This window comes from Nocardia inohanensis NBRC 100128 (genome assembly GCF_001612945.1).
Classification (GTDB): Bacteria; Actinomycetota; Actinomycetes; order Mycobacteriales; family Mycobacteriaceae; genus Nocardia; species Nocardia inohanensis.
In genome coordinates this window covers 304,500-326,791 of sequence record NZ_BDBK01000002.1, presented here as the reverse complement: position 1 = coordinate 326,791, position 22,292 = coordinate 304,500, and the positions used below count along the sequence as shown (strand labels likewise).

The 22,292-nt window shown below is 67.0% G+C and carries 24 protein-coding genes; 14 read left to right on the top strand and 10 right to left on the bottom strand.

The features are described from left to right. Position 1 precedes the first annotated feature (1 nt). Positions 2 to 1,024 carry a TIGR03617 family F420-dependent LLM class oxidoreductase gene (locus NI1_RS07935; RefSeq protein WP_067816236.1) on the top strand — a complete coding sequence of 341 codons (1,023 nt, stop codon included), beginning with the start codon at positions 2 to 4 and terminating at the stop codon, positions 1,022 to 1,024. Between the two features lie 6 nt (positions 1,025 to 1,030). On the opposite strand, the gene NI1_RS07930 is transcribed toward NI1_RS07935, so the two are convergent. From NI1_RS07930 to NI1_RS07905, 6 genes are read right to left on the bottom strand one after another with little or no spacing between them, the layout of a single operon-like run. Continuing rightward, complete coding sequence (locus NI1_RS07930; protein WP_067816234.1) at positions 1,031 to 2,923, bottom strand: acetoacetate--CoA ligase; 1,893 nt, start codon at positions 2,921 to 2,923, stop codon at positions 1,031 to 1,033. 12 nt (positions 2,924 to 2,935) lie between these two features. Continuing rightward, positions 2,936 to 3,745: an HpcH/HpaI aldolase/citrate lyase family protein gene (locus NI1_RS07925; RefSeq protein ID WP_067816231.1), complete on the bottom strand. Its 810-nt coding sequence runs from the start codon at positions 3,743 to 3,745 to the stop codon at positions 2,936 to 2,938. Continuing rightward, positions 3,742 to 4,227: a MaoC family dehydratase gene (locus NI1_RS07920; RefSeq protein WP_067816228.1), complete on the bottom strand. Its 486-nt coding sequence runs from the start codon at positions 4,225 to 4,227 to the stop codon at positions 3,742 to 3,744. Before NI1_RS07920 ends, NI1_RS07925 begins: the two co-directional genes overlap by 4 nt. Continuing rightward, positions 4,224 to 5,384, bottom strand: a complete 1,161-nt coding sequence (locus tag NI1_RS07915) for an acyl-CoA dehydrogenase family protein (RefSeq protein WP_067816225.1) — start codon at positions 5,382 to 5,384, stop codon at positions 4,224 to 4,226. The genes NI1_RS07920 and NI1_RS07915 overlap by 4 nt, the downstream gene beginning before the upstream one ends. Then, positions 5,381 to 7,543 carry an acetyl/propionyl/methylcrotonyl-CoA carboxylase subunit alpha gene (locus tag NI1_RS07910; RefSeq protein ID WP_245663125.1) on the bottom strand — a complete coding sequence of 721 codons (2,163 nt, stop codon included), beginning with the start codon at positions 7,541 to 7,543 and terminating at the stop codon, positions 5,381 to 5,383. The genes NI1_RS07915 and NI1_RS07910 overlap by 4 nt, the downstream gene beginning before the upstream one ends. A gap of 5 nt (positions 7,544 to 7,548) precedes the next feature. Continuing rightward, complete coding sequence (locus NI1_RS07905; RefSeq protein ID WP_067816218.1) at positions 7,549 to 9,135, bottom strand: carboxyl transferase domain-containing protein; 1,587 nt, start codon at positions 9,133 to 9,135, stop codon at positions 7,549 to 7,551. Between the two features lie 95 nt (positions 9,136 to 9,230). On the opposite strand from NI1_RS07905, the gene NI1_RS07900 reads away from it, so the two are divergent. Then, positions 9,231 to 9,836 carry an SACE_7040 family transcriptional regulator gene (locus NI1_RS07900; protein ID WP_157535005.1) on the top strand — a complete coding sequence of 202 codons (606 nt, stop codon included), beginning with the start codon at positions 9,231 to 9,233 and terminating at the stop codon, positions 9,834 to 9,836. Between the two features lie 24 nt (positions 9,837 to 9,860). Here NI1_RS07900 and NI1_RS07895 read toward each other — a convergent pair whose 3' ends face one another. The 3 genes from NI1_RS07895 to NI1_RS07885 all read right to left on the bottom strand — a co-directional run bounded on the left by NI1_RS07895 (position 9,861) and on the right by NI1_RS07885 (position 12,146). Continuing rightward, a complete protein-coding gene (locus tag NI1_RS07895) occupies positions 9,861 to 11,063 on the bottom strand; it encodes an MFS transporter (RefSeq protein ID WP_067816212.1) in 1,203 nt (400 codons plus the stop codon). Positions 11,064 to 11,128: 65 nt separating this feature from the next. After that, complete coding sequence (locus NI1_RS07890; RefSeq protein WP_067817903.1) at positions 11,129 to 11,605, bottom strand: RrF2 family transcriptional regulator; 477 nt, start codon at positions 11,603 to 11,605, stop codon at positions 11,129 to 11,131. 88 nt (positions 11,606 to 11,693) lie between these two features. After that, positions 11,694 to 12,146 carry a MarR family winged helix-turn-helix transcriptional regulator gene (locus tag NI1_RS07885; RefSeq protein WP_067816209.1) on the bottom strand — a complete coding sequence of 151 codons (453 nt, stop codon included), beginning with the start codon at positions 12,144 to 12,146 and terminating at the stop codon, positions 11,694 to 11,696. 103 nt (positions 12,147 to 12,249) lie between these two features. Between NI1_RS07885 and NI1_RS07880 the strand changes: the two genes are divergently transcribed. Together NI1_RS07880 and NI1_RS07875 are read left to right on the top strand one after the other, a co-directional pair. Continuing rightward, positions 12,250 to 12,609, top strand: a complete 360-nt coding sequence (locus NI1_RS07880) for a DMT family transporter (protein WP_067816206.1) — start codon at positions 12,250 to 12,252, stop codon at positions 12,607 to 12,609. A 38-nt stretch (positions 12,610 to 12,647) separates the two neighbouring features. Beyond that, on the top strand, positions 12,648 to 12,968 hold the full coding sequence (locus tag NI1_RS07875; protein WP_067816203.1) for a DMT family transporter: 321 nt from the start codon (positions 12,648 to 12,650) through the stop codon (positions 12,966 to 12,968). A 27-nt stretch (positions 12,969 to 12,995) separates the two neighbouring features. Here the strand turns inward: NI1_RS07875 and NI1_RS07870 are convergent, their stop codons facing one another. Beyond that, positions 12,996 to 13,439 (bottom strand): SRPBCC family protein, encoded by a 444-nt coding sequence (locus tag NI1_RS07870; protein WP_067816200.1) that lies wholly within the window; start codon positions 13,437 to 13,439, stop codon positions 12,996 to 12,998. A gap of 224 nt (positions 13,440 to 13,663) precedes the next feature. On the opposite strand from NI1_RS07870, the gene NI1_RS07865 reads away from it, so the two are divergent. From NI1_RS07865 to NI1_RS07820, 10 genes are read left to right on the top strand one after another with little or no spacing between them, the layout of a single operon-like run. Further along, complete coding sequence (locus NI1_RS07865) at positions 13,664 to 13,888, top strand: hypothetical protein (RefSeq protein ID WP_067816197.1); 225 nt, start codon at positions 13,664 to 13,666, stop codon at positions 13,886 to 13,888. After that, a complete protein-coding gene (locus tag NI1_RS07860) occupies positions 13,888 to 14,076 on the top strand; it encodes a hypothetical protein (RefSeq protein WP_067816194.1) in 189 nt (62 codons plus the stop codon). Before NI1_RS07865 ends, NI1_RS07860 begins: the two co-directional genes overlap by 1 nt. Positions 14,077 to 14,086: 10 nt before the next feature. Beyond that, positions 14,087 to 14,929, top strand: coding sequence for an MlaE family ABC transporter permease (locus NI1_RS07855; RefSeq protein WP_067816191.1), 843 nt, complete (start codon positions 14,087 to 14,089; stop codon positions 14,927 to 14,929). Position 14,930: 1 nt separating this feature from the next. After that, positions 14,931 to 15,794, top strand: coding sequence for an ABC transporter permease (locus tag NI1_RS07850; RefSeq protein ID WP_067816188.1), 864 nt, complete (start codon positions 14,931 to 14,933; stop codon positions 15,792 to 15,794). 5 nt (positions 15,795 to 15,799) lie between these two features. Further along, positions 15,800 to 16,864 carry an MlaD family protein gene (locus NI1_RS07845; RefSeq protein ID WP_084522780.1) on the top strand — a complete coding sequence of 355 codons (1,065 nt, stop codon included), beginning with the start codon at positions 15,800 to 15,802 and terminating at the stop codon, positions 16,862 to 16,864. Further along, positions 16,861 to 17,883: an MlaD family protein gene (locus tag NI1_RS07840; RefSeq protein WP_067816185.1), complete on the top strand. Its 1,023-nt coding sequence runs from the start codon at positions 16,861 to 16,863 to the stop codon at positions 17,881 to 17,883. Before NI1_RS07845 ends, NI1_RS07840 begins: the two co-directional genes overlap by 4 nt. Then, positions 17,880 to 18,863: an MCE family protein gene (locus tag NI1_RS07835; protein WP_067817900.1), complete on the top strand. Its 984-nt coding sequence runs from the start codon at positions 17,880 to 17,882 to the stop codon at positions 18,861 to 18,863. The genes NI1_RS07840 and NI1_RS07835 overlap by 4 nt, the downstream gene beginning before the upstream one ends. Then, entirely contained in the window at positions 18,860 to 19,969 is a 1,110-nt protein-coding gene (locus NI1_RS07830; RefSeq protein WP_067816182.1) for an MCE family protein, read from the top strand. Before NI1_RS07835 ends, NI1_RS07830 begins: the two co-directional genes overlap by 4 nt. Then, the gene (locus tag NI1_RS07825; RefSeq protein ID WP_067816179.1) at positions 19,966 to 21,117 is read left to right on the top strand and encodes an MCE family protein; all 1,152 of its coding nucleotides are present in this window, start codon (positions 19,966 to 19,968) and stop codon (positions 21,115 to 21,117) included. The genes NI1_RS07830 and NI1_RS07825 overlap by 4 nt, the downstream gene beginning before the upstream one ends. After that, positions 21,114 to 22,292 carry an MCE family protein gene (locus NI1_RS07820; RefSeq protein ID WP_067816177.1) on the top strand — a complete coding sequence of 393 codons (1,179 nt, stop codon included), beginning with the start codon at positions 21,114 to 21,116 and terminating at the stop codon, positions 22,290 to 22,292. The genes NI1_RS07825 and NI1_RS07820 overlap by 4 nt, the downstream gene beginning before the upstream one ends.

Here is a 22,292-nt window from a genome sequence, read left to right as displayed (position 1 = left end):
GGTGGAGATAGTTACGTCGCTGGCGGCACCGACGCCGCTCGCCGAGGTGGGCGCGGGCGTGCGGCGGATCGAGCGGCTCGGGTTCGATACCGTGCATGTTTCGGAGACGGTGCGGGATCCGTTCTCGGTGTGTGCGCTGGCGGTGGAGCACAGCGGGCGGCTGACGGTACGGACCAGCATGGTGGTGGCGTTCGCCCGCAGTCCGATGGTGACCGCTTGTGCGGCTTGGGATTTGGCGCATTTCTCCGGCGGGCGGTTTCAGTTGGGGCTGGCCTCGCAGGTGCGGGGGAATATCGTGGGGCGGTATTCGGTGGAGTGGGCGGATCCGGTCGCGCGATTGGGCGATTACGTGGGCGCGGTGCGGGCGATCTTCGCGGCGTTCCAGGACGGCGGCCCGCTGGATTATCGGGGCGAGCACTACACGTTCACGCGGCTCCAGCCGTATTTCGATCCCGGCCCGTTGGATGTGGGAGCGCCGTCGATCTGGCTGGGCGGGGTGAATCGGCGGATGTGCGAGCTGGCGGGCGGGGTCGCGGACGGGTTCGTCGCGCATCCGACCGGATCGCATCCGGTTTCCTTGCGGGAGCGGGTGTTTCCGGCGCTGTCGGCCGGGTGCGAGGGGGCCGGGCGGGCTGATGGCGGGCCCCGGGTGGTCGTGGTGCCGAAGGTGATCACCGGGCGCGATGATGCCGCTTTGGCGGTGAAACGGGAGGCGGTCCGTTCGGAATTGGCGTTCCTGTACTCGACGCCGGCCTATCGCGGCACCTTGGATCTGCTGGGATTGCAGGAGACGGCGGATCGGCTCATCGCCGCTGCGGCGGTCAAGGCTTGGGACAGTCTGCCCCGGCTCTTGGACGATGCAGCGCTGGCCGTCCTGGTCCCGCAAGGCACGTACGCGGAGCTGCCGAAGGTGTTGCGTGAGTGGTATTCCGGTCTGTGCCAAGGGATTTCCCTCGCCGTCCCCGAGGATGCCGGGGACGACGAGGAGTTCGCGGACATGCTGGCGGCACTGCGCGCGAAGTGAACTCGATCAGTCGCGAACCGTGGCGAACCAGTCCAGCAGGTCCGGATTGTCGATGGCGGTGCGGGCCACCACCGTGGTCGGGTCCGCGCCCTGGAACAGTTTCTTGAGCGGCACTTCGAGTTTCTTGCCGGTGCGGGTGTGGGGAATGCCCGGGGCCTGGATGATCTCGTCGGGGACGTGGCGGGGTGAGACCTCGGAGCGAATCGCGGTATTGATGCGGTTCTTCAGCTCGTCGGTGAGTTCCACGCCCGGCACGGGGACCACGAACAGTGGCATCCAATACCCGCCGTCGGGTTGTTCGACGCCCAGGACCAGGGCTTCGGCGATCTCGGGCAACGCCTCTACGGTCTGGTAGATGTCGGCGCTGCCCATGCGGATGCCGTGGCGGTTCAAGGTCGAGTCGGAGCGGCCGTGGACGACGATGCTGCCGTGTTCGGTCAGGGTGATCCAGTCGCCGTGCCGCCAGACGCCGGGGAACATATCGAAATAGGCGTCGTGGTAACGGGATCCGTCGGGGTCGTTCCAGAACCGCACCGGCATGGACGGCATGGGCTCGGTGATGACCAGTTCGCCGACCTCGCCGCGCACGGGTTTGCCGTTCTCGTCCCAGGCGTCCAGGGCTACGCCGAGATAGGGGGCGGAGAGTTCGCCGGGCCAGACGGGGACGGTGCGGACGCCGCCGATGAAGGCGGAGACCACATCGGTACCGCCGCTGATGGATGCCACCGGCACGTGCTCACCTACGTTGTCGCGCAACCAGAGTGACGACGAGGGTGGCAGTGAGGAGCCGGTGATGCCGACCAGACGCAGGGCCGAAAGATCATGGTCGCGACGCGGGACGGCACCCGCTTTGGCGCAGGCGAGCACGTAGCCGGGGCTGGTGCCGACGATGGTCGCGCCGACCCGAGAGGCGATGGACCACAGGGCATCCGTGGTGGGCGCGGACGGACTGCCCGGATAGCAGACGATGGTCGCGCCGACCAGCAGGCCGGAGAGCTGAAAATTCCACATCATCCAGCTGGGGCTGGTGTACCAGAAGAAGGTGTCTTCCCGACCGATATCCGATTGCAGGGCAACGGCTTTCAGATGTTCCAGCAGAACACCGCCGTGGCCGTGCACGATGCCCTTGGGTTTGCCGGTGGTGCCGGAGGAGTAGAGCACCCAGAGCGGATGGTCGAAAGCGACCTGCTCCGTGGTGATTTCACCGTCGGACGCACCGGCGGCGATCTCCGCAGCCGTGACGGTGGCGACCAGGCCGGGCAGACCGGCTTGCAGCGCGGCCACATCGGCGGACTTGTCGTGAGTCTTGCCGCCGAAGACATAACCATCGGTGGTGACCAGCACTTTGGGTTCGAGCTGTCCGAGCCGATCCAGGGCGGCCTGCGCGGAATAGTCCATGCCGCAAGCACTCCAGATGGCCCCGATGCTCGCGGTGGCGAGAAAGGCGATGACGGCTTCGGGAATATTCGGCAGATAGCCCGCCACCCGGTCGCCCGGCTCGACGCCGAGGCCGCGCAGGGTTTCGGCGCACGCCTTCGTCTTGCCGAGCAACTCCGCCCAGGACAGTTCGGTCAGCGCGCCCGTCTCGTCCACCGAGATGAGGGCGGGCCGGTCGGCGCGCGCCTGCCGCACCACCTGGTCGACGAAGTTGAGCCGGGTACCCGGGAACCACTGCGCGCCCGGCATTTCCGCCGATGCGAGCACCTCTTCACCCCGCTCGCCGAGCTCGAAGTAGTCCCACAGCGCACCCCAGAATCCGGGCAGGTCGTCCACCGACCATTGCCACAGCTCCTGATAGCCGTCGGTCCGTACCCCGTTGCGCCGCTGCACGAACCGCGCGAAATCCGTCACCCGCGCCGACGCGATATCCGCTTCGCTCGGCACCCATTGTGGCTCCACCGCCCAAACCTCCTAGCTCAGTGCCCGCGCCACAATGCGCTCGGCGTGCCGGATGACCGGCATATCCACCATGCGGCCTTCGAAGGTGAAGACGCCGCGATGATTCGGCACCTCCGCCAAAAGCCGCTGCGCCCAATCGACTTCGGCAGCCGCCGGGGCGTACGCGCGCCGGATGACCGGGACCTGCGACGGGTGAATGGCCACTTTGGCGTCGAAGCCGACGGCCACGGCGTCCAGCGACTCAGCCGCCAGACCATCCAGATCCGGGATGTTCAGGAAGACCGAGTCCAGCGCGAACTTCCCGTAAGCCTTTGCCGCCAACAGGGATTGGGACCGCACGTGCCGCGCCACATCCCGATACGACCCGTCCGCGTGCCGGCTGGAGTTGCCGCCGAGCGCGGCGACGAGGTCCTCCGCGCCCCACATGACGCCGATGGCATTGCGCGCCATCACGGCCCGGCCCACGCCCATCGCGCCCAGCGGGGATTCGATGAGCGCGATCACCTCGTACTCGGTCAATCGCGTGATCTGCTCCGCCGACTCGCATTTCGGCAGCATGATGCGCCGGTAGTCGGTGCGCAGCAGCGCTTCCAGATCCAGCACGTGGTCCAGGGTGCCCGCCGCATTGACCCGCACCACGGTGCGGTCCGGATCCTGCGGGGTGTCGATGAGCGCCTTGCGCGCGCTCGCCTTGTCCGCCTCGGCGACCCCGTCCTCCAGGTCGATGATCACCACATCGGCGGCGTCGAGGGCCTTGCCGTAGCGCTCCGGTCGATCGGCCGGGCAGAACAGCCAGGCCGGTCCGGGCATCTCCCAGTTCATGCCGCCGGGGCCTTGCGGACGAGGGTTTTGCGGACGGCCGTGGCCACCACATCCCCGTGCTGATTACGGCCGGTGTGCGCGAATGTCACGATGCCCTCTCCCGGGCGGCTCTTGGATTCCCGCAGCTCGGTCACCACGGTCTCCGCGTACAGGGTGTCACCGTGGAACAGCGGCTTCGGGAAGGCGATTTCGGAAAAGCCGAGATTGGCGACGATGGTGCCCTGGGTCAGCTGCGCCACCGACAATCCGACCAGTGTGGAAAGCGTGAACATGGAATTCACCAGCCGCTGATGAAACGGCGGCAGCGCGTCGGCGAAGGCCGCGTCCAGGTGCAGCGCCTGGGTGTTCATGGTCAGCGTCGTGAACAGCACATTGTCGGCTTCGGTAATGGTTCGGCCGGGCCGGTGCTCGTACACCACACCGGTCTCGAATTCGTCGAACCACAAGCCGCGCTGGACGACTCGGCGCTGGGTGTCGGTCACAGGCCCAGCTCCCGCCCGATCAGCATCAACTGCACCTCCGTGGTGCCCTCACCGATTTCCAGGATCTTGCTGTCTCGATAGTGCCGGGCCACAGCATATTCGTTCATGAAGCCGTAGCCGCCGAAAATCTGGGTGGCGTCGCGGGCATTGTCCATGGCGGCCTCGGAGGCGACGAGTTTGGCGATGGCGGCCTGCTTCTTGAACGGCTTGCCGGAGAGCAGCAAGGCCGCCGCGTCGTAGTAGGCGGTGCGGGCCGCGTGAGCGCGCGCCTCCATGCGGGCGATCTTGAAGGCGATGGCCTGGTTGGAGCCGATCGGACGCCCGAATGCCTCACGCTCCTTGGCGTATTTGACGCTCTCGTCCACACAGCCCTGCGCCGCGCCGACCGACAGCGCCGCGATGGCGATCCGGCCCTCGTCCAGAATCCGCAGGAAGTTGGCGTAGCCGCGCCCGCGCTCGCCGAGCAGGTTCTCCGCCGGCACCCGCACATCGGTGAAGCTCAGCGGGTGCGTGTCGGAGGCGTTCCAGCCGACCTTGTTGTAGGCGGGTTCGGCCACGAAACCGGGCGTGTCGGCGGGCACGATAATGGTCGAGATCTCCTTCTTGCCATCCGTCGAGCCGGTGACGGCGGTGACGGTGACCAGACGGGTGATATCGGTGCCCGAGTTGGTGATGAACTGCTTGGAGCCGTTGATGATCCAGCTGTCGCCGTCCTGCACGGCGGTGGTGCGGGTGCCGCCCGCATCGCTGCCCGCGCCCGGTTCGGTGAGCCCGAACGCGCCCAGCGCCCGGCCGCTCGCCAACAGCGGCAGCCATTCCTGCTTCTGCTTGTCGTTGCCGAAGCGGTAGATCGGCATGGCGCCGAGCGACACACCGGCCTCGAGGGTGATGGCGACGCTCTGGTCGATCTTGCCGAGCTCTTCGAGCGCCAGGCAGAGCGCGAAATAGTCGCCGCCCATGCCGCCGAACTCCTCGGGGAACGGCAGGCCGAACAGGCCCATATCCGCCATGCCCGCGATCACTTCGTACGGGAAGCTGTGCTCGGCATCGTGCTTGGCGGCGACCGGGGCCACCACCTGGTTGGCGAAATCGCGGACGGTGAGGGCGAGTTCGCGGTACTCGTCGGGCAGCTGCCCGGTGGAGAGGAAGTCGGTCATGCGGGCTGGTTCTCCTCGGAAGCGGCCTGGGCGGCCGAGTCGGCGGTTTCGGCGATGATGCGGGCCAGGGGCTGTTCCAGCTTCACCTGTGCGCCCGGCTGGACGAGCAGTTCGACGCGGCCCGCGACGGGGGCGGTCAGGGTGTGTTCCATCTTCATGGCCTCGACCACGACGATGGGCGCGCCGGCGGCCACCAGCGCACCGGATTCGACCGGCGTGGCGATGACGGAACCCGGCATGGGGCTGAGGATTTCGGCATCACCCTCGTGTGCGCCGCCGCCGCGGGTATCGGCTTCGGCGACCTCGCGGAGCTGGGCGACGCCCGTGCGGTCGGCGACCCAGAGCTGACCGCCGTCGACAGCGACGGTGTAGCGGCTGCGGACCCCGTCCAGCACCAGCGCCAGCTCCCCACCCCCGTCATTCCGGCGGGCTATCGGCCGGAATCTCACGTCGGTAGCGGCATTTCCAGCGGGGAGATCCCGGCCAAAAGCATGCCGGGATGACGAGACGTGGGGTTCGGCGATGAAATCGACGGTGAGCGTGCGCGTTTCTCCGCCTTCGACCCGGACGACTGCGTTTTCGGGCGTGCCGCTGAGTGCGACGTGTGCGGTGCGGTCTCCCCCGGTGAGCCGGAAGACGGTCGGGGCGTGTGCGCCGACGCGCCAGCCGGTGGGGACCTGCCAGGGATCGGCGGGGCCCGTCGGCCAGTTGCGCAGCCAGAGTTCCGCGGCGGCCGCGATGAACTGTTCGTCGGTGACCGGGGTGGAGGTGAAATCGACGACGCGGCGGTCCAGCAGGCCGGTATCGAGGTGTCCGGCGCGGACGTCGGGATCGGCGAGCAGGAAGCGCAGGAAATCGGTGTTGATGCGTACGCCGAGGACCTGGGTATCCCGTAGCGCCGCATCGAGTTTCGTGATGGCGGTGGCGCGATCGGACGCGTGGGTGATGACCTTCGACAGCATGGGGTCGTAGTCCGTGCCGACCACGGTGCCGATGCGCAGGCCCGAATCCACCCGGACGCCGGGACCTTCCGGCTCGGACAGGCCGAGCACGGTGCCGCCGGTGGGCAGGAAGTCGCGGCCCGGATCCTCGGCGTACACGCGTGCCTCGATGGCGTGGCCGGTGAGGCGGATGTCGTCCTGGTCCGCGGTCAGTTTCTGACCGGCGGCGATGCGCACCTGGCATTCCACCAGGTCCACGCCGGTGACGAGTTCGGTCACCGGGTGTTCGACCTGGAGGCGGGTGTTCATCTCCATGAAGAAGAACTCGCCGGGATTGTCTGCGGAGACGATGAATTCGACGGTGCCCGCGCCGACGTAGTTCACGCTGCGCGCGGTATTGCAGGCCGCCGCGCCGATCCGGGCGCGGGTCTCGGCGTCCAGGAGCGGTGACGGCGCTTCCTCGATCACCTTCTGATGGCGGCGCTGCAAGCTGCATTCGCGCTCGCCCAGGTGCAGAACGTGGCCGAACTGGTCGGCGAGGATCTGCACCTCGATATGCCTGGGGCGGTTGACGAATCGCTCCAGGAACAGGGTGTCGTCACCGAAGGCCGCACCGGCTTCACGCCGGGCACTGGCGAGGGCGGCGGGCAGCTGGGCCGGGTCTTCCACTCGGCGCATGCCCTTGCCGCCACCACCTGCGGATGGCTTGACCAGCACCGGGTAGCCGATTTCGGTTGCGGCGTCGATCAATTCGGCATCGGTGAGGCCGGGTTTGGCGATACCGGGGACCACGGGGACGCCGTAGGCCGAGACCGCGTTCTTGGCGGTGATCTTGTCGCCCATGACCTCGATTGCCCGTGCGGGCGGTCCGAGGAACACGATGCCCGCCGCTTCGAGGGCCGCAGCGAAGGCCGAATTCTCCGACAGGAAGCCGTATCCCGGGTGCACGGCCTGTGCGCCACTTCGTACACAGGCATCCACAACCTTGTGGATATCCAGGTACGACTCGCGGGCGGGCGCCGGGCCGAGCCGGACGGCGACATCCGCTTCGTGCACGTGGCGGGCATCGGCGTCGGCATCGCTGTACACCGCGACCGAGCGAATCCCCATGGCGCGCAGGGTGCGGATGACCCGCACCGCGATCTCGCCGCGATTGGCGACCAGCACGGTGTCGAAGGCGACGGCCTGGTCGTCCTTCATCAAAGGTGTGTTCGTCATTGTCATCACATCCGGAAGACGCCGTAGGAGACGGGCTCGACGGGGGCCTGGGCGCACACCGAGAGCGCCAGGCCGACAACGGTTCTGGTGTCGGCTGGATCGATCACGCCGTCATCCCAGAGGCGGGCGGTGGAGTAGTACGGGTTGCCCTGCGCCTCATACTGGTCGCGGATCGGGGCTTTGAAGGCTTCCTGATCCTCGGCCGACCAAGGCTTGCCATTGCCGTCGAGCTGGTCGCCGCGCACGGTCGCCAGCACCGACGCGGCCTGCTCGCCGCCCATCACCGAGATGCGGGCGTTCGGCCACATCCACAGGAAGCGCGGCGAATACGCGCGCCCGCACATGGAGTAGTTACCCGCGCCGTAGGAGCCGCCGATGACCACGGTCAGCTTCGGCACTCGCGCACAGGCCACCGCGGTGACCATTTTCGCGCCGTGCTTGGCGATGCCGCCGGCCTCGTAGTCGCGGCCGACCATGAAGCCGGTGATGTTCTGGAGGAACAGCAGCGGGATGGTGCGCTTGTCGCACAATTCGATGAAATGCGCGCCCTTCATGGCGGATTCGCCGAAGAGCACACCGTTGTTGGCGACGATGCCGACCGGGTGGCCGTGGATGCGCGCGAACCCGGTGACCAGGGTCTTGCCGTATTCGGCCTTGAACTCCTGGAATTCGCCACCGTCCACCATGCGGGTGATGACCTCGCGGACGTCGTACGGGGTGCGCAGGTCCACCGGCACCACGTCGTACAACTCGTCTTGCGGGGCAATGGGATCCACGGTGGGCGCGATCTCCCACGGCGTCGGCGTCTTCGGGCCGAGCGTGGCCACGATATTGCGCACGATGCGCAGCGCGTCCTGGTCGCTCTCGGCCAGGTGATCGGTGACACCGGAAGTGCGGGAATGCAATTCGCCGCCGCCCAGCTCCTCGGCCGTCACGATCTCACCGGTGGCGGCCTTCACCAGCGGCGGACCGCCCAGGAAGATGGTGCCCTGATCACGCACGATGACGGTCTCGTCGCTCATGGCGGGCACGTACGCGCCGCCGGCCGTGCACGAGCCCATGACCGCGGAGATCTGCGCGATTCCCTTGGCGCTCAGGTTCGCCTGATTGAAGAAGATGCGCCCGAAGTGCTCGCGGTCCGGGAACACCTCGTCCTGTTTGGGCAGGAACGCGCCGCCCGAGTCGACCAGGTAGATGCAGGGCAGATTGTTCTGCAACGCCACTTCCTGCGCGCGCAGATGCTTCTTCACCGTCATCGGGTAGTAGGTGCCGCCCTTGACCGTGGCATCGTTCGCCACGATCACGCACTCGCGCCCCGACACCCGGCCGATACCGCCGATCACGCTGGCGCCCGGGCACTCGTCGTCGTACATGCCGTCGGCGGCCAGCGGCGACAGCTCCAGGAACGGCGACCCCGGATCCAGCAGTTGATCCACCCGCTGCCGGGGCAATAGCTTGCCCCGCGCCAGATGCCGTTCCCGCGCCTTCTCCGGCCCGCCCAGCGCGGCCTTGGCCAGCTTCTCGCGCAACTCGTCGACCAGCGCGAGATGCGCGGCCCGGTTCCCGGTGCGCACGTCCCCAGTCAGCGTCATGCCGCCATCCCAGTTCGCTCGGTTAATACCCAATAACTGGAATTTAAGATAATCTTCACTAACTGAGTTGTCCAGGACCGCGAAGGGAGAGCCGCGTGAGCAGCGCAGATACCGTCACGCAGACGCGCCGCGAACAGCTCAAGGCCCAACGGCGGGAGCAACTGCTCGATGCGGGAGCCCGCTTGATCGCCGATCGCGGCTTCCTCGGGGTGCGGTTGGACGACCTGGGCGCGGCGGTCGGCATCTCCGGCCCGGCGGTCTACCGCCACTTCCCCAACAAGGAAGCCCTGCTGGTGGAGCTGCTGGTCGGCATCAGTCAGCGCCTGCTCGACGGCGGCCGCGCGGTGATCGACGCCGCCCCCGCCCCCGCCGAGGCGCTCACCGGCCTGGTCGACTTCCACCTCGACTTCGCCTTCGGCGAGCCGGAACTCATCCGCATCCAGGACCGAGACCTCGAAAACCTCCCCGAATCCGCACGCCGCCAGGTTCGCCGCACCCAGCGTCAATACGTCGAACTCTGGGTCGGCGTGCTCCGCGACCTCCATCCGGACCTTCCTGAACCAGCCGCCCGGGTACAGGCGCACGCCACCTTCGGCCTCATCAACTCGACTCCGCACAGCGCACCCGCCGCCCTCGCCACCCGCGCCCGCCCGGTCCTACGCCGAATGGCCCTCGCCGCGCTGGAACAGCCGGAGCCGTAACCCGCGACAGCAGTTCGCAGTCGGTCAGCGGAGGAGGCGTAGGTAGGTGAGGGCCAGGGTGGCGAGGGCCGCCGCGACGGCGAACATCGAGGCCGGGTGGGCGACCGTCAGGCCGCCGAGGATGGTGCCCGCGCCGATGCCCAGATAGGTGGCGGACGCGTTGAGGGCGACGACCAGGCCGGATTCGGCTGGGGCAGCGGCGATCAGGCGATGTTGCTGGGCCGGGGTCTGTGACCACGTGGATGCGCCCCAGGTCAGGCAGAGCAGGGCGGTTGCCGGGAGCAGGGTGGTGTGGGTGGCGGCGCACACGGCCATGAGTGCCAAGGTCGCGGACATGACGGCGTAGGCGAGGGTCAGGATGCGGACGGGGCCCCAGCGGTCGGTCGCGTAGCCGGAGTAGAGGTTGCCGGCGATCGCGCCGACGCCGTACAGGAGCAGAAGCCATGCGGTCGAGGATGTTTCGATGCCGAGGGCAGCGAGGGCCGGAACGCTGTAGGCGTAGACGACGTAGGACGCGCCCATGCCGAGCACGGTCAGCGGCAGTACGGCGGCCACGGAGCGATCGCGCAGCACCGAGAGACGTTTCGACAGTGGCACGCTCGCACTGCCGGGCAATGCGGGGAGCGATGCCGCCGTACCCGCCGCGGCGATTACGCACAGGGCCGCGACGCCGACCAGCGCCATGCGCCAGCCGAACCACTCCCCCGCCAGATCACCCAGCGGCACGCCGAGCGCCGTGGCGACGGTCAGTCCGCCGATCACCACCGCCAGCGCGCGGGCGCGTATTTCGGGTCGCACCAGCGTCGCCGCCACCGCGCCCGCGTTCGGCGTGAAGGCGGCGGCCCCGGCGGCGGCGAGCACCCGGGTGACGAGCAGAACCGCCAGGTTCGGCGCCGCTGCCGAGGCGAGATTGGCCACGCCCAAGATCACGAGCGCGGTCACCAGCAAGGCCCGGCGCGGCAGGCGCGCCGTCAGTGTCGCCACCACGGGCGACAGCAGGGCATACGCGGCAGCGAACACGGTCACCGCGTAACCCGCTGCGGCAGTGGAGACTTGGAGCGACATCGCCAGGTTGGGCAAGAATCCCGCGAGGATGAAGGCGTCGGTGCCGACCGCGAAGGTTCCCAGGGCCAGGATCAAGATGCGCCGCAGTCCGGCGGGGCGATCGCCGACGGTATTCGTGGTCGAGGCCGGCCGATGTGCTGCAATATTCGGGATATTTGACATCCCGATACTCCTTTCGAAAAAGCCCGGTTGGGGAGCCGGCCGGGCTGGTTATGCGGTTGCGGGAGTTATGAACTCACGCGGTCGTGGGTGCGGCGGGCACGGAGGGGGGCGTCGGCGGGGGCGTCGCGGATGAGGTCGGCGAGGGTTTGGGCGGTCAGTTCACGACGCCAGGCGAGGTCGGCTCGGCGCATGGCGGTGGCGATGCCACAGGGTTTGGTGAAGTCGGATTTGGTGGGGGCCACCGGGCCGCGTTGCCGGATTTCGGTGCAGCGGAAGGGGTTTTCGCGGCCTTCGATGGCGGCGACCACGTCCATGAGGGTGATGCGGGCGGGGGTGCGGGCCAGGCGGTAGCCGCCGCGGGCTCCGGGGAGTGATTCGAGGATGCCTTCACGGACCAGGGGCTGGAGGCGCTTCTTGAGGTATTCGGGCGGCAGTTCGAACATGGCCGCCAGGCGGGCGGTGGGGATGGGGGTGAGGTCCTCCAGCCAGGCCAGGGCCAGGCAACAGTGCAGGCTCCATTCGACGCCTTCGCCCATCAACATGATTCGCCCTCTTCGCCATCCGGGTGCGCGGGCGCGCACCATCGCCGATGAATAGGGATAGTACATGTCCCGATTAGGGTCGGCACCCTCATTCGGTGGCGGCGCGAGCGGCCCCGAGCAGGGCAGCCAGCGCCGGATCACCCTCGGCGACCTCGCTCAAGGCCGCGGCCAGGGTGGATTCATAGGTCGGGCGGGCTTCGCGGTAGCGGGTGCGGCCGGCGTCGGTGAGCACGGTGTAGACGCCGCGTTTGTCGTCGGGGCAGAGGTCTCGGTAGGTGAGCTCGGCGGAGTTGAGGCGGCCGACCAGACGGGTCACCGAGCTTTGATTGAGACCGACCTTCGCGGCGAGGTCCTGCATGCGGAGTTCGTTGTCGGGTGCTTCGTCGAGGAAGACCAAGGCGCGGTACTCCGACAATCCGAGGCCGTGCTTGCGTTGCAGGGCGGTGGCCAGGCGGGTTTCGACGTGGGCGTGCAGGGTCAGGATGTTGTTCCACATCCGGGTGTCGACCGCCGCGCCGCGAGTGCTGACCTTGGTTGCCATCGAAAATCTCCTTCGCTCTTGACAACACCTTACATGTACATGCAAGCTTTTGTTCGTCATCAAGTACTTGCATATACATGCAACTACAGTTCAGGAGTCTCCCATGGCCTGGGTATATCTGCTCGTCGCTTCCGTTTTCGAGATCGTGTTCGCACTGGCCACCAATGCCACACACGGCTTCACGGTGCTGGGACCGTCACTGCTGACCGCGGGCGCGGCGGCGGGCGGGATCTTCTTCCTCAGCCTGGCGCTGAAGTCGCTCGACGTGGGCGTCGGCTACACGGTGTGGACCGGCATCGGATCGGTGGGCACCGTGGTGTTCGGCTCGGTGGTGTTCCACGAAACCTTCACCGCCGTCAAGGCTCTCGCCTTCGTACTGATCATCGGCGGGGTGCTCGGGTTGAAGATCGCCGACAAACTGGCGCAACCCGAATCCGCAACGGCCGAGCCCGTCGCCGCCTGAAATCTCGTTCACCGCAATATTTTTCAAAGGAGTTCATCATGGCTTGGGGCTGGCTTCTGATCGCGGCGGTCTTCGAGATCGCCTTCGCACTCGGCACGAACGCCACCAAGGGTTTCACCCGCCTGTGGCCGTCGGTCTTCACCCTGCTCGCCGCGGCGGGCGGCATCTTCACCCTCAGCCTGGCGCTGCGCACCCTGGATGTCGGTGTGGGATACACGGTTTGGACCGGCATCGGAGCGATCGGCACGGTGGTGCTGGGAGCGCTCATCTACAAAGAGAAGATCACCGCGCCGAAACTGGTTGCCTTCGCAGCCATCCTGGCCGGGGTGATCACCCTGCGACTCGGGGCGTCGGTCTGAACGAAACCCGGTCACGCACAGCGCTGTTCACGCACCGCGGAGCTCACGCTCCGCGGTGCGAAACACCATGACGAACCCGCCGTGAATTGCAGGGGCGAATACGGCGGTGAAGAATCCCGCCAGCACCGGCGAGGCGATCTCGAAGGTGGAGAACCAGCGCACCTTGGTGCCGCCGGAGACCTCCGTGAAGGACATGTACCCCTCTTGATGCCGCAGCGGCGGAACGGAATTCAGCAGGCGGTAGCGCATCAGCTCCGGCGGGGAGTATTCGACGATCTCCTCGGTGATCCGCAGCAGCGGGGTGACGATGAGCCGTACGGCGCCGGCGCCGTGACTTCTGGCATCACCCGGTCGCACCAGCGTGACGCGCCGGACGAACGGAACCCGTTGGTAATTGGTGGCATCGGTGAACCAGTCGAAGACATCGGGTCGCGGGGCGTGGATGGTGCGTTCGATGACCACCGTGCGCATACCGGCTCCGTTCCGTTCCCGCTCGAACCTCTGCGCAGCCTACGAGATCGGCGGCCGATCGGGGCGCGAATGCGCGGCGGCCGCGTTGCCCCCACCGCCGCGCGGATTCGCATCCAAATATGAATTCTCCATAACTTAGGACCCTAATCGAGCAGGGTCAAGTACCAAAATAACTTCGGCAAACCCTTCAGAACCGACGAGAATGGTGAGTAACATACGTCACCATGCTCCGACGACTCGATCGCATACTGAGTTACGAGATGAAGGTGTCCGAGTTCCTCGGCACGCTGATCCTGCTCGGCATCCCCTACGGGATCGCCGGCGTCATCTGGACGCTCACCCACACCTCGCACCTGAAACAGCTGCACGGGATCGACGTGATCGTCTCGTTCCTCGGATCGATCGTGTGCTGGCCGGTGCTCACCTTCTCGAATGTGTGCATGACGTAATGATGATTCTGGTCTGGCTCATCGACCTGCTCGTCGAGGGCATCAAGGTGCTCGGTGGGCGCAAGCGGGTGAATCCCGTTTTCCGGGTGGCGCTCTGGGTCGCGGTGCTGAGCACCGTCGCGGCCGGTATCGCGGTGCTCGGCGTCGCATTGGTGCTGTTGCAGCGGCAGCTCGTGGACCCGGCTTAGGGGGACAGGCATGGCGACCATCGAAAATGGTGAACTACAAAGGATTTCCGAGAGCGTGGGCGGGCTGTGGAAACGGCATCCGCAGCGCTCGCTCGAGACCCTCGGCCGGCAGGTGCTGCTGGGGCGGGAGGCCATCGCGCAATTGGTGCTGGCGCTGGTGCGGCGGCGGTTCCCGTATCGGGAGTTCATCAAGCAGTGCGCGTTCATGACCAGTGTGTCGGCCGCGCCGACGGTGCTGGTGGCCATCCCGATCGCGGTGGTGGTGTCGATCCAGGTCGGGGCGCTGGTCAATCAGGTCGGCGCGACGACCTTCATCGGCGCGGTCGCGGGACTGGGCATCATCCGGCAGGGCGCGCCGCTGGTCACCTCGCTGATGATCGCGGGAGCGGTCGGGTCGGCCATCACCGCGGATCTGGGGTCGCGGACCATTCGCGAGGAGATCGACGCCATGCGGGTGATGGGCGTGGATCCGGTGCGGCGCTTGGTGACCCCGCGCCTGGTGGCGGCGGTGCTGGTGAGCATGCTGTTGTGCGGATTCATCGTGTTCGTGGGGTTCGCGACCGCGTATCTGTTCAATGTGTATGCCCAGCAAGGGACTCCGGGCTCGTTCATCGGCTCGTTCGCCTCGTTCGCGGTGGCCAACGACCTGGTCATCGCGCTGATCAAGGCCGCGATCTTCGGGGTGATCACCGCGATCATCGCCTGCGACACCGGATTACACGCGCACGGCGGGCCGGGCGGGGTGGCCAATGCGGTGAACTCGGCGGTGGTCTCCTCGGCGCTCATGCTCTTCGCCACCAACATCATTCTCACCCAGCTGTACAACACGCTGTTCCCGACGAAGGTGATCTGAGATGGGCAGCACGTACACCCCGCCCGCGCTGAAACCCGTTCGGGTGGTGAGCAATGCGATCGCGGTCCCGGTTCAGGCCAATCAGCGGCTGGGACATCAGACCATCACGTTCTTCCAGGCCCTCATCGCGATCCCGTTCGTGCTGAAGCACTATCGCAAGGAGGTGCTGCGGCTGACCGCGGATGTCGGCTGGGGCAACGGCTCGCTCATCGTGGGCGGCGGCACCATCGGCGTGGTGGTCGCGCTCTGCGGGTTCGGCGGGATCACCGTGGGGATGGAGTCCTTCACGGCGTTGAACCTGCTCACCATGAGCCCGCTCACCGGGGCCATCTCGGGGTTCGCGACCACGCGGGAGCTCGCGCCGATCATCGCCACGCTGGCCTTCGCCATTCAGGCCGGCTGCCGGTTCACCGCGCAGCTGGGGTCCATGCGCATCTCCGAGGAGATCGACGCGCTGGAATCCATTGCCATCCGGCCGCTTCCGTACCTGGTGAGCACCCGGATGATCGCGGCGACGCTGACCATCGTGCCGCTCTACAGCGTGGGGCTGGCGGTGGCGTACCTGGCCACCAAGCTGTCGGTGCTGCTGCTCGGCGGGACCACGGCCGGCACCTACGACCACTACTTCTTCCAATTCCTGCTGGGGCCGGACGTGTTCTGGTCACTGCTGAAGGTCATGTTGTTCGTGATGATCTCGACGTTCATCCAGTGCTACTACGGCTATGTCGCCACCGGCGGGCCCGAAGGCGTGGGGGTGGCGGCGGGGCGGGCCATCAAGATGGTCATCGTCGTCATGGTCTTCACCAATCTCTGCATGACCCTTGCCATTTGGGGCATCGACCCCGGCTTCCGGATCTCGGGGTAGGCGCGATGATTCTCGATCCGAACGGGCGCGGGGCGACCGCGCGGCAATTGACCCTGGCCGGGCTGGCCATGATCAGCGCGGTGGCGCTGCTGCTGTATCTGCTGGCGCTGCGCTACAACGGGCGCTTCGAAGACAAGGTGCCGGTCACCGCGGTGCTCACCAGTACCGGGGACGGGCTGCCCGCGCGGGCGGACGTGAAGTTCCGGGGCATGGTGGTGGGCCGGGTGGAGGAGGTCGCGGTCGTCGCCAAGGGTGAGCGGCAGGAGGCGGCCATCGCCTTGAAACCCGGTGTGGCGGCGATGATTCCGGACACGGTGGCCGCGCGGGTGATTCCGAACAATATCTTCGGTGTCACCGCGGTCGAGCTGGTGGACACCACGCCGGCCCGCACCACCCTGCGCGCGGGCGCGACCATTCCGGAGGACACCAGCGCCGCGACCGTGCAGTTGCAGACCACACTGAACGTGCTGCGCCGGGTGATCGACAATATTCAGCCCGAGAAGCTGGGGCGGGTGCTGGGGACCTTCGCGGCGGCGCTGGATCCGCAGTCGCGGGTGCCGGGGTCCACCATCGAGCGGTTGAACACCTGGCTGACCGAGGTGCATGCGATACCCGGGATCGGCGGCCTGCTGGGCGATCTGGGGCAGGCGGCCACCGCGCTCAGCCGATCCGCGCCGCAGCTGGTGGATGTGCTGTCGGATTCGGTGACCACCGCGCGGACCCTGACCGAGCGGCGCACCGAACTGGTCGCCCTGCTCACCGGCGGTTCGGGGGCGGTGGATTCGGTGAACGCGCTCTTCGCGCGCAATCCCGATTCCGGCAAGTACCTGGTCGCGGGCTTGGACGAACTGTTCGCCGGCCTCGCCAAGGATCCGCAGGCGATTCCGTACACGGCGGCCAACCTGAACACCGCGCTGCAACGCTTGCAGGGCGCGTTCGGATTCGGGCCGCACAACCAGATGGTGTGGCGCATGAACGTGTCCTTCACGCCGTTCCAGCAGTACACGGCCGCGGACTGCCCGCACTACGGCGAACTGGCCGGGCCGCGCTGCGGTGGGGGTGGCAATTGAGATCGGGAAAGGCCCTGGCGGGCTTCGGGTTGTTCGCGGTGATCGCGGTGCTGCTGACGTACACCATCTGGTCGACGCTGCAACGGTCGGTGCCGGGACGGACGGACACCTATTCGGCGGTCTTCTCCGACGTGCTCGGATTGCGAGTCGGGGACGACATCCGGATGGCGGGGGTGCGGGTCGGGCGGGTCGACAAGATCGACTTCACCGACGACTACCGGGCCCGGGTGGACTTCCGGATCGAGGCCGATCAGCATCTGACCACCACGACCAAAGCGCTGGTGCGGTATCAGAATCTGATCGGGCAGCGGTATGTGGCGCTGATGCCGGGCAAGGACGCCGGGCAGACGCTGGCGGCGGGCGGGGAGATCCCGTTCGAGCACACCGAGCCGTCGTTCGACGTGTCGGCGCTGCTGTCCGGGTTCGAGCCGCTGTTCAGCGTGTTGCAGCCGGATCAGGTGAACTCGTTGTCGGAGACGCTGATTCAGGCGTTGCAGGGCAACGGGGTGTCGCTGAGCGCGCTGATCACGCAGGCGGCGCAACTGGCCGGGACGTTCGGACAGCGGGATCAGATCCTCGGGGATGTGGTCGGCAATCTGAGCAGCGTGATCGCCGGGCTGGCCAATCGCAGTGGTGAGCTGGAAACGCTTATCACGCAGGCACGTTCGCTGACCGAGGCGCTGTACGCGCAGGGCGATGCCCTCAAAGGCGCGGTCACGCACGTCGCCACCGCCACGGATTCGCTGGTGAACATTATCGCGCAGGTGAAACCCGGTGTGGCCCAGGCGCAGAACGACGCGACGGCGGGAATCGCCCTACTGCTGCTGAACGGCGCTTCGCTGGATCAGGCGGCGATCGAACTGCCCGATGTGCTGAACGGCATCGCGCGGTTCAGCAGTTACGGGACCTACGGCAATGCCTACATCTGCCGGCTGGACGTCTCGCTGTGGGGTGTGGCCCTGCCGCCGGGAGTGTTCTCGCAGGTGGGCGGCCCGGCGCAATCGGAGGTGTGCCGATGAGGAATCGGTATCTACGGGTGGGTGTACTCGCGGCGGGCTTCGTGGTGCTGCTGCTGGTGGGCTCCACCACCATCAAGCAGGCCCAGCTGGGGTCGAAAACCGTTCAGGTGGAGTTCGCGCAGGCAGCCGGATTACGTTCCGGCGCAACGGTGGACGTCTCCGGCATCGAGGTCGGCACGGTGTCGGCGGTCAAGCTGGCCGGGGACAAGGTGCGGGTGGATCTGAAGGTGCGCAAGGATCTGCGCCTGGGGCCGGATGCCAAGGCGGCCATCAAGATGTCCACCATTCTGGGTCGCTTGCACGTGGATCTCACGCCGGGGGACGGCAAGGGACTGCCGGGGGACAAGATCAAGATCGAGAACACCACCGTGCCCTACAACCTGGGCAAGGTGGTGCAGGACCCGAAGTACAAGTCGTCCTTCGAGCACATCGAGCGGATCGATGCGCAGAAGCTGCGGCAGGCGCTGGATCTGGTGAACAAGCAGATGGGCGACTCCCCCGAACTCGCGGTGCAGGCCCTGGACAGCGTGGGCGCGCTGGCCAAGGTCATCAATGAGCGGCGTGACGAGGTGGACTCGCTGCTCAAAGGCATGGATACGGTGGCGCAGCTGGCCGCCGACAATCAGAACGGCGTACTGCTGCTGCTCACCCGCGGTGAGGCGATCGGCAGTGCGGTGCAGCAACGCCAGACCCTGCTGCGGCAATTGCTCGACAACGTGGCCTCGCTCTCGCGGCTGTTGCAGGAGATGGGCTTGGAGAACCAGGGTCAGCTCGCGCCCTTGATCGGCGACCTCAACACCATGTCCGAGGGGCTGACCAAGAACAACGACAACCTGTCCCGCCTCTACGAGATCATGCCGGTCACCCTGCGCCAGTTCAACAACGTGCTGGGCAACGGCCCCTACGGCGAGGTGTACGCGCCGTGGATCTTCCCGGACAACTGGCTCTGCTTCGCGCAGGCCGTAAAGGGGTGCCAATGAACAGGATTCGCGCACTGGCGAAGATGGCGGCGCTGTGCTGCGTGGCGACCATCGGGTCGGGGTGCTCGCTGTTGCCGGGCAGCCTGACCGCATTGCCGGAGCAGTATCTCGGGGATCGGATGCGGATCAGCGCCGACTTCGAGAATGTGGCGGGACTGTACGCGGGCAATGAGGTGGATGTGCTGGGGGTCCCGGTGGGGACCGTCGAATCCGTCACGCCCAGAGGCAGTTACGTCGAGGTCGTGATGTCGGTGGATCGGGAGGTACGAATACCGGCCGATGCCATCGCGGCGCTGGTGAATCCGCAGTTGATCACCAACCGGCACGTGGAGCTCGCGCCGGCCTACAGCGGGCAGGGCGACACCCTTGCGCCGAATTCGCATATTCCGTTGCAGCGCACCAGGGTTCCGGTGGAGCTGGATCGGATTCTGGCGAATTTCGATCAGCTCGGGGCGGCGTTGAAGGGGGACAACGACACCGGGCCGATGGCCAGCCGGGTGCTGTTCCCGCTGTTGAACGGGAACGGTGACCGGCTGCGAGAGACCTTGGACTCGCTGTCGTCGGCGTTCGAGGTGACCCTCGCCAACAAGGACCAGATCGCCAACACCATCATCAAATTGAACGAGATCACCCAGATCATCGCCGGTAACGACCAGACGGTGCGGGACTTCAGCGGGCGGCTCACCGAGCTGGTGAACCTGATGGGTGAGCAGGCGCCGGGGTTGCAGGCGGTGCTGACCCAGCTCGACGACTTCGTCACCAATACCGCGACGCTGGTGGGCGAGAACAAGGATCAGCTGGCGGGCGCGCTGACCCGGTTCGTGGCGATCAGCAATCAGATGCGGGCCAATGCCAGAGGGCTCACCGAGATCGTGGATGTCGGGCCGCTCATGTTCCAGAACCTGTCCAATGCCACCAGCCGGGAAGAACAGGCGCTGCGGCTGCACGGGTTGCTGGACAAGAGCGTGCTCGACGGCGAAGCGCTCGCGCTGTTCTGCGAGCGGATTCAGTTGCGGCTGGACGGGTGCCGGACCGGGAAGATCGCCGACTTCGGACCCGATTTCGGGCTGACGGCGGCGCTGCTGGGAATCACGGGGACGAAATGAGCAGGAGCACACGGACTTTCGCGATGGCGGCGCTGGTGACAGCCGCCGCGCTCACCGGGGCGACCAGCTGTTCGGTCACGGTGTCGAACATGCCCATGCCCAAGCCGGGCATCGGCGGGCCGGGGTACACCATTCACGCCTCCTTCACCGATGCGCTGAACCTGCCGGATCGGGCGCACGTGAAGATCGGCGGGACCGATATCGGCGTGGTGACCGGGATCAAGACCACCAACTTCATCGCCGACGTGGAAATGCTCATCCGCGAGGATATTCGGCTGCCGCACGGCACCACCGCGGAGCTGCGGCAGGGGACGCCGCTGGGCGACATGTTCGTGGCCATGACGCTGCCGGCCACGCAGGAGGCCGGCGCGGAGTTGCGCGAAGGCGACACGCTCGGCACCGACAGGACCTCGGCGGGGGCGTCGGTGGAACAGCTCATGATGTCGATCTCGCTGCTGATCAACGGCGGCGGGATCAATCAGGCGGCGCGGATCACCTCGGAGATGGACTCCATGTTCGCGGGGCGCGCGCCGGAGCTACAACACCTGATCACCGAAATGACCGGTGTCATAGCGGCTTTGAACCAGCGCACCGGTGACATCGACCGGATGCTGGGCGGCATGAACACGCTGGCCGGGGAATTGGCGCGGCGCAAGGCCGAGCTCGGCACCGCCGCCGATACCTTTCCGGCGCTCATCGGGCTGTTCAACGATAACAATCAGCAGATCGTGGATCTGCTGACCAAGGTCTCCACCACCATGAGCGCGCTCGGAGACTTCAGCGACACCACGGGCACCGAATTCGTCAGCCTGTTCGGCAGCATTCAGGCGCTCATGTCCGGGTTCTCGCAGATGGGCGACAACCTGACGGGGGCGCTGACCGGGCTGCACACCATCTATCCGTCGCTGATGGCGAGTCTGAAGGGGCCGGCGCTGGCCGTCGCGGCGACGGTGTCGTACCTGAGCGTGGGCGCGCTCACCGACCCCGGCGGCAGCCGATGGCCCGAGGTCGGGGATGCGGGGCAGTTCATCGGCAGCCTCACCCAGGTGCTGGAGAAGGTGTTCGGGCGGCTCACCAGCCCGCCGCAGCAACCCGGCGGTACGGCACCGGCCGCGCCGGGCGGCCCGGAGCAAGGCGGTGAACGGTGAATTCGCCACTGTGGCAATGGATTGTGCGGCAGCGCATCGCGGTCGCGAATGTGGGACTGATCGTGGTGCTGATCATCGGCAGCGGGTATATCGGCGGATACGTGTTGCGGTTCAACCCGATTCCGCACACCTATCGGGTGACCGTGGAGCTGGCGGCATCGGGCGGGCTGGCCGCCGGGAACGATGTGAGCTTCCGGGGCAGCCGGATCGGGCGGGTGGACGAGGTGCGGGTGTCCGGGGACGGGGTGGCCGCCATCGCCGAAATCGACGACGCGGCAAGGATTCCGGTGGGCGGGACGGTAGCGGTGGGGCGGTTGTCGGCGGCCGGGGAGCAGTATCTGGACTTCCGGCCCGATACCGACGGCGGGCCGTATCTGCGGGACGGGTCGGTGGTGGAGCGGGCCGCCACCAGCGTGCCGGTGAGCATGCAGTCGGTCTTCGCCAACCTCAGCGATTTCATCGGCGGGATGAATCCGGACCGGCTCGATGTGATCATCGACGAGCTGGACAAGGCCCTGGCAGGTGGGCCGGATCGGTTGCGCAATATGGTTTCCGGGATCAGCCGGGCCATGTCGGGGCTGACCGATCTGCTGCCGCAGACACGGCAGCTCATCGCGAATCTCGAGGTCATCGCCGGTACCACCGCGCACGCGCAACCCGATCTGGGGACGCTGACGCGGGCGGGGAGCGCGCTGTTCAACCAATTCGCCGCCGCCGATCAGGAATTGCGCAAGCTGCTGAACCAGGGGCCGGGGCAGCTGGCGACGCTGAGCGGGTTCCTGAGCGAAACCCAGGACCCCATCACCGATCTGGTGACGAACTTCGTGGCCATCACCAAGGCGGCGAAGCTGCGGGCGCCCGCCATCGCCGCGCTGTTCCCCGCGCTACGGGTCGGCTCCGAGGCGCTCGGCATTCCGGCGCACGACGGCGGGTACAACACCCTGGTCGATCCGTGGCCCCGGCCGACCTGCGAATACGACACCATCCCGGTGGTGCCGACCGAGGCGACCGTGGACAAGCGGGTGCGGCTCTACAACTACTGCGTCACCAATAATCCGGCGATCCAGATGCGTGGGTCGGCCAATGCGCCGCGGCCGAATGTGCCGGACAACGGCGCCACCGCTCCCCCGGGCGTGACCGGAAACGAACTCTCCCAACCAGCTGTGCCGCGATAG

What these genes read in the sequence shown, in the direction of transcription:
- NI1_RS07925 (WP_067816231.1), bottom strand. Translation starts at nt 3,745, where the DNA reads ATGAACTGGGAGATGCCCGGACCGGCCTGGCTGTTCTGCCCGGCCGAT.
- NI1_RS07915 (WP_067816225.1), bottom strand. Translation starts at nt 5,384, where the DNA reads ATGACCGACTTCCTCTCCACCGGGCAGCTGCCCGACGAGTACCGCGAA.
- NI1_RS07910 (WP_245663125.1), bottom strand. Translation starts at nt 7,543, where the DNA reads ATGACGAACACACCTTTGATGAAGGACGACCAGGCCGTCGCCTTCGAC.
- NI1_RS07905 (WP_067816218.1), bottom strand. Translation starts at nt 9,135, where the DNA reads ATGACGCTGACTGGGGACGTGCGCACCGGGAACCGGGCCGCGCATCTC.
- NI1_RS07895 (WP_067816212.1), bottom strand. Translation starts at nt 11,063, where the DNA reads ATGTCAAATATCCCGAATATTGCAGCACATCGGCCGGCCTCGACCACG.
- NI1_RS07890 (WP_067817903.1), bottom strand. Translation starts at nt 11,605, where the DNA reads ATGTTGATGGGCGAAGGCGTCGAATGGAGCCTGCACTGTTGCCTGGCC.
- NI1_RS07885 (WP_067816209.1), bottom strand. Translation starts at nt 12,146, where the DNA reads ATGGCAACCAAGGTCAGCACTCGCGGCGCGGCGGTCGACACCCGGATG.
- NI1_RS07880 (WP_067816206.1), top strand. Translation starts at nt 12,250, where the DNA reads ATGGCCTGGGTATATCTGCTCGTCGCTTCCGTTTTCGAGATCGTGTTC.
- NI1_RS07875 (WP_067816203.1), top strand. Translation starts at nt 12,648, where the DNA reads ATGGCTTGGGGCTGGCTTCTGATCGCGGCGGTCTTCGAGATCGCCTTC.
- NI1_RS07870 (WP_067816200.1), bottom strand. Translation starts at nt 13,439, where the DNA reads ATGCGCACGGTGGTCATCGAACGCACCATCCACGCCCCGCGACCCGAT.
- NI1_RS07865 (WP_067816197.1), top strand. Translation starts at nt 13,664, where the DNA reads ATGCTCCGACGACTCGATCGCATACTGAGTTACGAGATGAAGGTGTCC.
- NI1_RS07860 (WP_067816194.1), top strand. Translation starts at nt 13,888, where the DNA reads ATGATGATTCTGGTCTGGCTCATCGACCTGCTCGTCGAGGGCATCAAG.
- NI1_RS07855 (WP_067816191.1), top strand. Translation starts at nt 14,087, where the DNA reads ATGGCGACCATCGAAAATGGTGAACTACAAAGGATTTCCGAGAGCGTG.
- NI1_RS07850 (WP_067816188.1), top strand. Translation starts at nt 14,931, where the DNA reads ATGGGCAGCACGTACACCCCGCCCGCGCTGAAACCCGTTCGGGTGGTG.
- NI1_RS07845 (WP_084522780.1), top strand. Translation starts at nt 15,800, where the DNA reads ATGATTCTCGATCCGAACGGGCGCGGGGCGACCGCGCGGCAATTGACC.
- NI1_RS07835 (WP_067817900.1), top strand. Translation starts at nt 17,880, where the DNA reads ATGAGGAATCGGTATCTACGGGTGGGTGTACTCGCGGCGGGCTTCGTG.
- NI1_RS07830 (WP_067816182.1), top strand. Translation starts at nt 18,860, where the DNA reads ATGAACAGGATTCGCGCACTGGCGAAGATGGCGGCGCTGTGCTGCGTG.
- NI1_RS07825 (WP_067816179.1), top strand. Translation starts at nt 19,966, where the DNA reads ATGAGCAGGAGCACACGGACTTTCGCGATGGCGGCGCTGGTGACAGCC.